This is a genomic window from Chryseobacterium angstadtii (assembly GCF_001045465.1).
Taxonomy (GTDB): Bacteria; Bacteroidota; Bacteroidia; order Flavobacteriales; family Weeksellaceae; genus Chryseobacterium; species Chryseobacterium angstadtii.
Genome location: NZ_LFND01000003.1, coordinates 310,057 through 322,661, shown reverse-complemented (window position 1 = coordinate 322,661; position 12,605 = coordinate 310,057). Strand labels below are relative to the sequence as shown.

Below are 12,605 nucleotides of genomic sequence, written 5' to 3'. Positions count from 1 at the left end.
TGCTGCATCTTTACAGACGAAGCAGGTTTCATTTTACTTTATTGCCAGCCTCCGCCAACCGCTCTGTATAGAGAAGTAATGGCATTTAAGCGTTGGGCTTTCAGAGAAGCCAGATCCAGCTCCGTCTGAAGTTTATTGGTCTGTGCCAGGATCACTTCTACATAAGTTGCTGAATTGTATTTAAATAAAATATCAGCTTTCTTCACCGCTTCATTCGATTTCAAAGCCAGTCCTTCTGCAATTTTCTGCTGTTCCTCCAGCTTCTGAATCTGTACCAGTGCATCAGAAACCTCGCCAACCGCTTTTAAAACGGATTGTTTGAAATTAATTTCAGCCTGATCGGCAAGTACTTTAGATTGTTCATACTGAGTTTTCAACTGTTTTCCATTTAATAATGGCTGTGCAATCACTCCTGCCGCCATTCCGAAAAGAGAACCGGGAACACTGAACCAGTGACTTGCCTGGAAAGCATTCAAACCACCCTGAGCTGTAATATTCAGGGACGGATACATACTCACTTTGGCCACATGAATAGCCGCAGCACTTTTTCTTACCGTAAGCTCCGCACTCTTGATATCCGGTCTGTAGCTCAGCAGTTCCGAAGGAATTCCCGTTGCTATTTTATCCGGCGATTGTACATTGTTCAGACTGGCACTTCTTTCAATCCTGTCAGGCATTGACCCTGTAAGAAGACTCAATGCATTTTCCTGAACGGCAATGGAACTTTCAATGGCGGGAACAGATTTTAATATCTGATCTTTCACAATTTCCTGCTGCTGTACCGCAAGCGCCGTCGTTAAACCCAGCTCCTGCTGTTTGCTTAAAAACTTCAGTGTGCTGTCTGCATATTCGAGATTGGACTTTGTGATCTGCAGCTGGGTATCCAGCATCAGGAGGTTATAATATCCCTGTACTAAGGAAGCCACCAGTTGGGTCTTCACCGCTTTTGCCGCTTCCTGGGTTTTAAGATATTCCGCCAAAGCTTGCTCTTTTCTTCCTTTAATTTTCCCCCAGATATCTGCCTCCCATGAAATATTCAGCGAAGTCGTGTAATCTTCCATGTACCTTCTTCCCATAAACTGCCCTGCCATCATTCCGTTCATACTGTTGTCTGAAGGACGGCTGATACTGGCATTGGCAACGGTAGCACTTATCGTGGGAACATTTCCCCATTTGCTCTGGTTATAAGCCAGCGACGCATATTCTATCTGCTTCAAAGCTGAAAGAAGATCATTATTCTGCACCATTGCTTTATCGATCAGGCTTACAAGAACCGGATCTTTAAAAAAGTCTTTATAACTGATTTTGGCGATATTCTCGTTGGTATCTGCCATCAGACTGTCACTTCTAAATGTTTCCGGCATCTTTATTTCGGGCTGTTCATATTTCTGAACCTTGCATGAAACAGCTGCTCCTGAAACCAATGCGATATACGCTATATTTTTAATTGAATTCATTTTAATAATCATTTGGATTAATATTCCCAATCGGCTTCTGTTATTACTTTTCCACTCATTTTTTCATGTAAAGCCTGGAAAACCACAAACAGTACAGGTACCACGAAAATTCCTAAAACAGTTCCGAAGATCATCCCAGACACTGCAGCATATCCAATGGAATGGTTCCCCAAAGCTGATGGCCCTATCACAAACAGTAATGGAAGAAGTCCCGCAATAAATGCCAATGATGTCATCAGAATCGGACGCAGACGGGCTTTGGCTCCTTCTACGGCGGAAGCGATAAGGCTTTTCCCTGCTCTTCTACGCTGAATGGCAAATTCTACAATCAGAATCCCGTTTTTCGCTAAGAGACCAATCAGCATGACCAAAGCAATCTGAACATAAATATTATTGGAAAGATCTGCTATGGTAATTCCCACGAATACGCCTGATAGACCTACAGGAATAGCAATCAGTACAGCAAACGGAAGCACATAGCTTTCATACTGTGCCGATAAAAGGAAAAACACAAAAATGATACACAATCCAAAAATGATCACCGACTGTGATCCCGCGCTTACTTCTTCTCGGCTCATTCCTTTGTAATCATAGGTATATCCTGGAGGAAGTACCTGTTTACCTACTTCTTCGATAGCTGCCATCGCCTGTCCCGTACTGTATCCCGGAGCCGGCATTACCGTCAGATTGGATGAATTGAACAGGTTAAAACGATCGACTACTTCTGCACCGGTTACCTGTTTTAAGCTTACCAATGTATTGACAGGAACCATTTCTCCTGAATTATTTTTAACGAAAATACCGTTCAGTGATTCTTTATCCTGTCTTGTTTCGGGAGTAGCCTGAACCAAAACTCTGTAATATTTCCCGAATCTGTTGAAATCTGATGACTGGATACTTCCGTAATATCCCTGCATCACGCCTAAAACATCCGCTACACTTACACCAAGCTGTGCCGCTTTCACTTCATCTACAAGGACTTCAAACTGAGGATAAGTAACATCAAATGTGGTAAATGCCACGGCCACTTCCGGTCTCTGCATCAATGCCCCCATCATTCCGTAAGAAATATTTCCTAAATTCTGAAGGTCACCATTGGTACGGTCCTGAAGCACAAGCTCCATCCCGCTGGTATTTCCGAAACCGTCTACTGTAGGCGTATTGAGAACCAGGAAATTCGCTCTTTTGTCCTGAGAAAGTCCTCCCTGAACCTGGCCTATAATATCATTGATATTGCTTACCTGCCCTCTCTGCTCCGTTTTTTTCAGTTTAACGAAAATAGAAGCTGCTGAAGATGACATAGATCCGCTGAAAAGATTCAGCCCATCTACAGAAATCACTTTTTCAACCGCCGGGTTTTTCATTAAGAAATCTTCTGTATCGGAAACTACTTTGGTTGTTCTGTCTTTGGAAGCTCCCGGAGCCAGATTGGCTGTTACGATGATGAAACTCTGGTCCTCATCCGGAATAAATCCTTTAGGCGTCGTCATAGACATCCATGCAAACAAACCTCCGAATCCAACGATGATGATGGCTGCTACCCATTTTCTTTTTAACAGGAACAGAATTGCTTTTCCGTAACGGAAAGTCAGTTTATTAAAACTTGCATTAAAACCTGCAAAGAAACGGTCTTTAAAATTCATTTTCTCGTGCGTTCCCGGGTGATGCTGCTTTAAAAATATAGCACATAAAGCAGGACTCAGTGTCAATGCATTTACCGCAGAAATTACAATGGCAATGGCCAGCGTTAATGCAAACTGCTGATAAAATAATCCTGTAGAACCGCTCATAAAGGCTACCGGAACGAATACCGCAGACATAATCAGGGTAATGGAAACAATGGCTCCCGTAATTTCACTCATCGCCGACATGGTTGCAGCTCTCGGATTAAGCTTTTTATGCTCCATCTTCGCATGAACTGCTTCCACGACGACAATGGCGTCATCCACCACAATACCAATGGCCAGTACCAGGGCAAATAACGTCAGGATATTAATAGAAAAACCAAACAAATTCATAAAGAAGAACGTACCCACAATAGATACCGGAACCGCAATAGCCGGAATCAGGGTGGAACGGAAATCCTGCAGGAAGATATATACCACGATGAAAACCAGGATAAATGCTTCAATCAGGGTATGAATAACCTGATCAATAGACTGATCCAGAGCATCTTTAGTGGCATAAGGGATTTCATAGGCCATTCCTTCCGGGAAGGATTTTTCAAGTTCCTTCATTCTTTCCTGAAGGGCAATCTGTACTTCATTCGCATTAGATCCTGCCATCTGGAAAATGGCCATCGTTACCGAAGCCTTTTTATTGAAATTGGAAGAAACCGTGTAACTATATGCCCCAAATTCTACTTTGGCTACATCTTTTAACTTTAAAACAGAGCCATCGCTTAATGCTTTAATCGTGATATTTTCATATTGCTCCGGTTCAGTGAATTTTCCTTTATAACGAAGTACATATTCCATCGCCTCTTTAGTTCTCTCCCCGAATCTTCCAGGTGCTGCTTCTAGGTTTTGAGACTGGATGGCCCGAGACACATCTGAAGGAGTTAAATTGTAAGAAGTCAGTTTATTGGGATCCAGCCATACTCTCATGGAGTAATCTTTGTTTCCGTACACCATAGCATCTCCTACTCCTTTTACCCTTTTCAGTTCCGGAACAATATTGATTTTCGCATAGTTTTCAAGGAAAAGATCGTCCATCTTACCATCTTTACTGGTCAGTGAAACCATGGCAATCATACTGTTCTGTCTTTTCAGCGTAGTAATACCTGCCTGAATTACTTCTGCCGGAAGCTGGTTGGTCACCTGTGCCACTCTGTTTTGTACATTGATGGCTGCCTGATCGGGATCAGTACCCAGTTTAAAAATCACGGTGATACTTAAAGTACCGTCATTACTCGCCGTAGAAGTAATATAGTCCATATTTTCTACTCCATTGATGGCATTTTCCAACGGCGGGGCCACAGATCTTGCAATGGTTTCCGCATTGGCCCCCGGATACGCAGCTGTTACCATAACGGTAGGCGGTGCAATATCAGGGAATTTTGTAATCGGCAGGCTTACCACACCGACGATACCAAGAATGACCAGCAACACTGAAATTACCGTTGCCAGTACGGGTCTTTTTATAATTGTTTTTAACATGATTTCTTCTTACGATTTTTTCTGTTGAGCCATTTTCTTCTGTGCTTTTACAGGCATTCCGGGCTGTAGTCTGTCGAATCCGGCTGTGATGTACTCTTCACCAGCCTTTAATCCTTTTGATACAATAAAATTATCCCCGGCTTTTCCTGTGACCTCTACCGGAAGCATGGCTGCCTTGCCGTCTTTGATGGTGAACACGAATATTTTGTCCTGAATAGTTCTTGTAGAAGCTATCGGAAGCAGGATCACATTGCTGTAGAACTGATCCAGAATAATTTTTCCTGTATTTCCGCTTCTCAAAAGATTTTCAGGATTGTTGAATTTTGCTCTTAAAGTGATGGAACCTGTTGTTTTGTTAAATTGTCCTTCCACCGCATCTATTTTTCCGGTCTGTGCATATTTTTCCCCGCCGGAAAGCAATAAAGAAACCGCCGGAGTATTTTTAATCACTTCATTGATGCTGCTTCCTGCATGCTGTTTCTGGAAATTATTAAAATCCCCTTCGCTCATACTGAAATAGGTGTACACTTCATGAATGTCTGATAAAAGCGTAATAGGCTCCTGATTGGAAGGCGTCATTAAACTTCCGAGACGGTAATTGAATCTTCCGATAAAACCGCTTACCGGAGCTTTAATGGTAGAAAAATTAAGATTGATTTTCGCAGACTCGATGGAAGACATAGACTGGCTTACCGCTCCTCTTGCTGCATTATAAGCTGCTTCTGCCTCTTTCACCTGAATCTCGGAAACCATTTTGTTTCTGAACAGTTCTTTTTTTCTGTCCATATCAATTTTAGAAGTGGCAAGATTGGCCTGAGCTGTGATCAGAGATGCCTGCGCGCTTTTCATCTGCTCGCGGAAGATCTGGTCTTCTATTTTAAACAACGGCTGCCCGGCTCTCACATAATCTCCTTCATCTACAAAGATTTTACTTAAATAGCCTGTAACCTGCGGTCTGATCTCCACATTGGAAACTCCTTCCACAGAAGCTGCATATTCTCTGGAAACAGAAGCATCTCCCTGCGTTACCGTTTCTACCGGAAGTTCAGGTGCCTGCTGTTGATAAGCCTGATTCTGATTTTTTTTCCCACATCCCGCCAAGACAATGAGCGAGAGGAAAAGTATAGTTGATTTTTGAATGAAAAATCTCTGCATAACAATATTCCTTTTAAATTTACCGGACAAAATTCGTCCGAAAAAAATTCAATGGAAATATTCAAAAAACCCCTTGTTTTGTCAAAAAGACTCCTCATTTCTCAAAACATGAGAAATATCATTTATAGACAATATAAATGATTTAATTTGGTTTTTTATATCAGAAAATAATAAGAATTTAGTAAAAAGACATCAAAATCAAAAGCTTAAAATTTTAAAAGATTGATTATCAGTACAAATCATCTTTTTCATACTCCAATGGTGATCTTCCGGTATGCTTTTTAAAAAATTTACTGAAAGACGCCTGATCAGAAAACTTTAAATATACCGCTACACTATTAACATTAAGATTAGGATTCTTTAGAAGAAGTCTCGCTTCTATAACCAATACCTGATGAATAATATCTCTTGGTGACTTAAACATGGTTTTATTGATTACTTTGGTAAGATATTTACGACTGATACACAATTTGTCAGCATAGAACTGTACATTATGCTCATCTTTAAAATGTTCCTGCACCAGAATAAAAAAACTGGTGGTAAGCTCATCTTCCCGATGGGTAACCTGATGCGGCCTCTCTATTTTCTTGAAGTAGTTGTCGATTTCATAGATGACCAGAGAAAAATGATGCCATATCATCTCATTGAAATAATAATTCTCTTTTTCTGTATTATTTAAGGCCTTTAGCTCATCCAAATAAAAATTCATTCTTCTGAAAATTCCCGGCTCGTTCCTGATGATATGAGTAGGATCTGATGACAGGCTCTTCATCACATTATGGGATTTATAATTAAAACCTGCCTGGGAAATAAATTCCAGGGAAAAGAAAATATATTTAGCAGCATAATCTTCGGACATTTTTTCTATAAAAAAGGTCTCAGCAATAGGGCTAAAAATAACATCTCCATTCGCTACATCATAGCTCTGATCATTAAGCCTAAAACGGATACTCCCCTCCTGAACCAGAAACATACAGAAATAATCTGCGCGGTAAGGCGTATTGAATTCTATAGAATTGTTTGCCTTATTGATTTCCATGACGACAAATTCTTTGATTCTCAAATCAAATTCCACCTGCTGAAGAAGTTCTTCAAAAGTAAATACTGATATAAATTCTGATGGTTCCGGTGGGGTCTTTTTAGCCATGGGGATAAATTGAAATACGAAATTAGGGTATTTGGGCGGAAGGGCAAAAAAGGCGAAGAAAGCTGAATAGCAAAGAAAGCTAGGTTTTCAATTGACTGATTCGCCTTTTTAGCCTCTTCACTATTTTGCTATTTTTCCTCTTTACATTAAACCTCAATCATCAATTCCTTCTCATAACCATTATGCTTTTCATCAATATAGCCATGCGGGTTACAGATAATTTCGGTTTTCCCAATGGTGTATCTGCATGGTGTATGGATATGCCCATGAATCCAATACAGTGGCTGATGTTCTGCGATAAAATCTTCCAGATCGGATGCATAAGCGGAAGTCACAGGATCTTCTTTATACCGCTCAGGGACAGATTGAATACTGGGTGCGTGGTGGGTAACCACAATATTTTGTAAGCCTGCAGAATTTTCCAGACTTTCTTTTAGCCAAAGCTTTGAAAACTGGTGAATTTTAAACGTATCAATCGTCCTCATCTTTGAATAAGAGGGATCTCGTTTTATTTTTTTATAATCATTCATTATTGGCTGGCAGATCATTCCGTAATATAAAGGATCTCCGAAGATAGAAAAGTCCGTCCATAGTGTTGCACCATGAAAACGGATCCCGTCAATATCCACGGATTCATTTTCAAGAACAAATACCGTTGAGTTTTCTGCAGCCTGCTTTATTTTATTTAATGTTTTTGGATAAGAACCTTTATAATATTCATGGTTTCCCAGAACATATATGACAGGCTTATTTCCTAGTTTTGACTTAATCCATTCAATTCCTTTTGTCCCAAGATTAATATCTCCGGCCAATACCACAACGTCTGCATGATCAAAAAATAAATCAGTCGATCCGAATTCCTGATGAAGGTCGCTGATGATCTGTATTTTCATTTTGCTAAAATAAAAAGAACCGACATGATAATGCCGATCCTTTTTCATATAGTTTGTATATTTTTAATCCGTTTACGAAACCGCAATCTCCGTCTGCCTGATTTTTAAACTTTTAAAAATGAAATACAGTAGCATTCCCAGAGCCAGTAAAGCATAACCTACCAGGATAATTAAACTTAAATCTCCCACCGCATATTGTGAAGGAAAAATCTGGCTCATTAACGTCATGAATGAAAGCCCTATTCCGGCACCTAAGAAGTAACTGGTAGAACTCAGACTTGATGCCACACCATAATGAGAAGGCTCCACATCCTGAATTCCCATTACCGAAAGGGCGGTAAAACAAAACGTCATTCCAATTCCGGAAATACAAGCGGCTCCCAGTAGAACAACGGCCAACGGATGTCCTGTATACACTGCAATCAGTAAAGACAAAGCTCCTGCCAGCATAAAACTCCAGCCGAATACGCCCATTTGGGAAGAACTCAATCGTTTAGAAATAAAAGGCAGTATAAATTTCGCTGCCAATGCAGACATGATACTAAACGGGACAAGCATTAATCCTGCCGAAGCCGCACTGTGTCCCATATCTTTCTGAAGCATTAATGAAATAAGAAATAAAAATCCTATGAAAAATGCGCCTAATGTAAAGAAAACGGCATTGGAAATCATCAGTGACCTGTGCTTAAATAATTGTAAGTCAATTAAGGGCTGAGCTACGGATTTCAACCTCATGAATACTGCCGTCAAAAACAGGACTGAAAGGATCAGGGATCCTATAATCAGTACAGGATTTTCCTTGATATGAACCAGTTCATGGGTTCCGTAGGTAAGGCTTAATAATCCAAAAACAAGAAGCATTCCTGAAATAAGGTCTGTTTTCTGTCCGGATTCATTTTTTTCATCGGCAGGCAGATATTGATACGCGAAAATCAGAGTCAGTAAAAGAATAGGAACATTGATCAGAAAAACCCAATGCCAGCTCAGGTAAGTACTGATAATTCCTCCTACAGAAAGTCCGCTCCCGGACCCAATGGCGGCAAACGAGCTGAAAATCCCGATGGCACGGTTACGTTCCTGTTCTCCTCTGAAAGTGTTGGTTACAATGGATAATGCGGAAGGCATAATCAAAGCCGCTCCCAATCCCTGAAGGGCACGGAATATCGCTAAGACTTCAAAGCTCTGAGAAAGACCTGCACCTAAAGAAGTGAGCATAAAAACCAAAGCTCCTATCAGAAATATTTTCTTACGTCCGATCTGATCAGAAAGTTTACCTCCAATGATCAGAAAGCCTCCAAAAAACAATACATACAGTGTCTGAAGCCACTGTACAGTTGCTGCTCCGATATTGAACTGTTCCTGAATAGAAGGAATCGTTAAATTAATAATGGCAATATCCAAAGCTTCTACAAACGTTCCTACCGATGCTAATATTAATATCAAATTTCTCCTCGTACTCATATATTCAAATTTCCTGCAAAATTAATTTTAAAAGAACATATTTGAAAATTATATCATAAATTTGGAACATATTTAAATATAATCAATTTAAAAAAGAACATTTACACTTTTCCAAACAACAACAAGCTTAAAAACAGAACAAATGACTGCAGAACATTATACTCCCGACGAAAAAGATCTTTCTATTCTCCGTTGGCTTCAGAAAGACGCCAAAATGAGCATCCGTGATATTTCAGCCAGAATCAATTTAAGCCCAACGCCTACCCACGAACGTATCAAGCGGATGGAAAAGCTTGGAATCATTAAAGAATACACGACTGTTGTAGACCGTAAAAAGGTGAATAAAGGCATGATGGTTATCTGTATGATTGCCCTGAATGTTCACAATAAAAAAACAGCCGGAAAGTTTATTGAAGAGGTTGGAAAATTAAAAGAAGTGGTGGAATTCTACAATATCAGCGGAGATTTTGACTTTATGCTCAAGATCCTTGCTCCGAATATGGACGAATTTCATGAGTTTTTCGTGAATAAGCTTTCTGAGATTGAAGGAATCGGGCAGACAAAAAGTATTTTTGTGATGAATAGTATTAAGGAGAGTGTGCAGATTTTGTAGGAGAAGATGGAAATGGGAAGAGAAGGAGATGGAAATTTTTAATTTTGGGTTCCTATCCTTGTCAAGGTTTCGAACCTTGACAAGGATTCAGGGAAAGTTGGATTTTTCCCCGAAACGCAAACGCGTATCCCGAACCCGTTTTCTTTTAAGAATCTTTTAATACTTTAATTTTTTTGTTCTATTCAGTAATTACTAAATTGAGGTCACATTTAAATTACAGAATATGCCCTGGAATCCCGACGTTTACAATCAATTTAAAGATATCCGTTTCAAGCCGTTTTATGATCTCGCTGAGCTGATCATCAATGAGAAAGAGATGAAAGCTGTAGATCTGGGCTGTGGAACAGGAGAACAGACTTCGATACTTACCACAAAGCTTACAAATGCTACATTTACAGGAATTGATTCGTCTCCTGAAATGCTGGAAAAATCGAAGTCGCTGGAAACCGACCGCCTTCATTTCAGAATGGCTACGACTGAAGAAATGGTAGCGGATGATGAAAAGTGGGACCTTATTTTTAGCAATGCAGCGCTGCAATGGTCTGACAATCACTATGAACTTTTTCCAAAACTGATCTCAAAACTGAATCCTCACGGACAACTGGCCATACAAATGCCTTATCAGCCCGGAAATACCCTGAACAAAATTCTTTCTGAGCTGGCCAATAAAGAACCTTTCCGCACTCAGCTGAACGGATGGAACCGCCCTTCTGCCGTACTGACTATTGATGAATATGCGCAGATCCTTTTCGATAACGGAATTGAAGATCTGAATTTATCACAGAAAGTCTACCCTATCATCGCTGAGGATCATGAAACCCTATTCAAATTTATTTCAGGATCAGCTCTGATTCCTTATCTGGAAAGACTTGATGAGGAACAGCAAAAAATATTTACTGCAGAATTCAAACAACGTATTGCTCAGAATTTCCCAAAACTACCTGCTATTTATGCTTTTAAAAGAATTCTGATGTACGGAAGAAAAAAATAAAAAAAAGCCCTGTCACACAAATGAGTAGGGCTTTTGAAAAGTATTTTATTTCCAGTAATTCCAGAGTGTTCCGTCGAAAACTGCGAATGTTTTGCTCGCTGTATCATAACAGACCATTCCCGGATATGGATTTTTCACATTAAGATGGGGTGAAGAAATTTTAGGAAGAATCATAGCTTTGTCTTCTGACTCCAGAACAAGCACACCTTCTGCACTACCTGCCTGAGTTCCAATGACCACACCGTTTCCGGTTTCATCGGAGCTGTTCGCTATTACTGCTGAAGAATTTCCGGCATCGCTCAGGGATTTCCATGTATTGTTTTCGTACATCTTTATTTTATCATCGGATCTGTCAAAAACAAATGTTCCGTTTGCAGGACTACCTGCCGGAGCCACCTGTACAGCAGGAAGAATGAGTCCTTTTGTATTGCCGGAGGTATTATTAAAGTCCAATATTGTGCTGTTTCCATCAATTGTTTCTTTTTCTATGGCAACCTGAGCACATAGAGAATTAAACACGATCAATGCTGTTGCTATACTTATATTTTTTATAGATTTCATATTATTTACAGTTTAGATTAATCATTACAGCTTCTTTCTATGCATTTCCATTGAGCCCCGTTATAGAGTTTCACACAACGGTCCCGAATATCATACACAAGCATTCCTTCTTTCGGTTCTGCCACTGCGTCTCCCGGTTGAGGAGTCTGGCTCACATGCTGCACTCTGGTAATTACGAAACCTTTTGTTTTGGATTCCAATGCCAGAAAACTATTCGGAATATTTCCCGGCCAGCCATCTGCTTTCTGCTGGATGGTAATACCCATTTTAGTATAACCGTCAGGATCTCCCGAAACGGCGGGCTTGGTACAGAAACCGTCTATTTCATGAACAATCTCGTCTGCAAAACCACAGGTCAATTTCTCGCTGGGAAGTCCGGCAGGCCATAAAGAACACGTGGCCTGAGTGGCATTGGGTCCACAATAACTGGCATTTCCAGGACCTAGTGCTGTTACAGAATCCATGGCAATGGCTATGATCTGGCTATCGTTACTTATTACAGACGCTCCACCTCCACTTGCCTGGGCTTTCACAATATAATAAGCTTTCCCAAGAGGAGCTCCGATGTAATTAACAAAAGGATAAGTGGTAGATTGCTGAGTGAAAGTCCCACATATTTCAACGACACTGTTGGTTCCCATATCAATAGTTGAAGTGGTTCCCGGAAAATTCCCCATAAACGTGGGATCTCCCTGCGCTACCGATCCTGTAAGAGAAAGGTACGATTTGGTTCCTAGTTTCACTTTTGAATTTTTCTGGCTCCCAAATACACCAATTAAAATGGATCCCTCCGATTTCACACTCCCTGCATCACCAATTTCCAGATTTCCATTTACTGTAATCCCTTTTACAATAAGTTCTGCTCCTGGCTGGATAATAAGAAGTGCATCCTGTGGAATTGTGATATCGTTGGTTAAAGTAAGGCTTCCTGTAAGACAATAGGTTTCTCCTGAGTTCATTGCTTGCCCTGTATACACTATACATTGCGCCCCTGCAATACCGTAAAAAACAGCCATCAATAAGAAAATGAATTTCTCACCAATGGCCACAAAATTTAAATTATTCATATGACTTTATAATAAATTAATAATTTTTACATAATTTAAATAGTTAAAATTAAAACTTTATGCTAGCCCCCTATTGAACAATTTGCATACCAAAAAGATTGG

10 protein-coding genes are annotated in these 12,605 nt (G+C 40.2%); 2 read left to right on the top strand and 8 right to left on the bottom strand.

The window, feature by feature from the left end; genetic code table 11:
• Positions 1–38: 38 nt before the first annotated feature.
• The 6 genes from ACM46_RS09605 to ACM46_RS09580 all read right to left on the bottom strand — a co-directional run bounded on the left by ACM46_RS09605 (position 39) and on the right by ACM46_RS09580 (position 9,271).
• Entirely contained in the window at positions 39–1,457 is a 1,419-nt protein-coding gene (locus tag ACM46_RS09605; protein ID WP_048507124.1) for an efflux transporter outer membrane subunit, read from the bottom strand.
• Between the two features lie 17 nt (positions 1,458–1,474).
• Positions 1,475–4,615 (bottom strand): efflux RND transporter permease subunit, encoded by a 3,141-nt coding sequence (locus ACM46_RS09600; protein WP_048506433.1) that lies wholly within the window; start codon positions 4,613–4,615, stop codon positions 1,475–1,477.
• A 9-nt stretch (positions 4,616–4,624) separates the two neighbouring features.
• The gene (locus ACM46_RS09595) at positions 4,625–5,770 is read right to left on the bottom strand and encodes an efflux RND transporter periplasmic adaptor subunit (RefSeq protein ID WP_048506432.1); all 1,146 of its coding nucleotides are present in this window, start codon (positions 5,768–5,770) and stop codon (positions 4,625–4,627) included.
• A 229-nt stretch (positions 5,771–5,999) separates the two neighbouring features.
• Entirely contained in the window at positions 6,000–6,917 is a 918-nt protein-coding gene (locus ACM46_RS09590) for a helix-turn-helix domain-containing protein (protein ID WP_048506431.1), read from the bottom strand.
• A gap of 146 nt (positions 6,918–7,063) precedes the next feature.
• Complete coding sequence (locus tag ACM46_RS09585) at positions 7,064–7,810, bottom strand: metallophosphoesterase (protein WP_048506430.1); 747 nt, start codon at positions 7,808–7,810, stop codon at positions 7,064–7,066.
• A gap of 72 nt (positions 7,811–7,882) precedes the next feature.
• Complete coding sequence (locus ACM46_RS09580) at positions 7,883–9,271, bottom strand: MFS transporter (RefSeq protein WP_048506429.1); 1,389 nt, start codon at positions 9,269–9,271, stop codon at positions 7,883–7,885.
• Between the two features lie 142 nt (positions 9,272–9,413).
• On the opposite strand from ACM46_RS09580, the gene ACM46_RS09575 reads away from it, so the two are divergent.
• Together ACM46_RS09575 and ACM46_RS09570 are read left to right on the top strand one after the other, a co-directional pair.
• On the top strand, positions 9,414–9,884 hold the full coding sequence (locus ACM46_RS09575) for an Lrp/AsnC family transcriptional regulator (RefSeq protein ID WP_048506428.1): 471 nt from the start codon (positions 9,414–9,416) through the stop codon (positions 9,882–9,884).
• A 223-nt stretch (positions 9,885–10,107) separates the two neighbouring features.
• Positions 10,108–10,875, top strand: a complete 768-nt coding sequence (locus ACM46_RS09570) for a methyltransferase domain-containing protein (RefSeq protein ID WP_048506427.1) — start codon at positions 10,108–10,110, stop codon at positions 10,873–10,875.
• A gap of 45 nt (positions 10,876–10,920) precedes the next feature.
• Here ACM46_RS09570 and ACM46_RS09565 read toward each other — a convergent pair whose 3' ends face one another.
• Together ACM46_RS09565 and ACM46_RS09560 are read right to left on the bottom strand one after the other, a co-directional pair.
• A complete protein-coding gene (locus ACM46_RS09565; protein WP_241485986.1) occupies positions 10,921–11,436 on the bottom strand; it encodes a hypothetical protein in 516 nt (171 codons plus the stop codon).
• Between the two features lie 17 nt (positions 11,437–11,453).
• Complete coding sequence (locus tag ACM46_RS09560) at positions 11,454–12,503, bottom strand: hypothetical protein (protein WP_048506426.1); 1,050 nt, start codon at positions 12,501–12,503, stop codon at positions 11,454–11,456.
• Between the last annotated feature and the right edge of the window lie 102 nt (positions 12,504–12,605).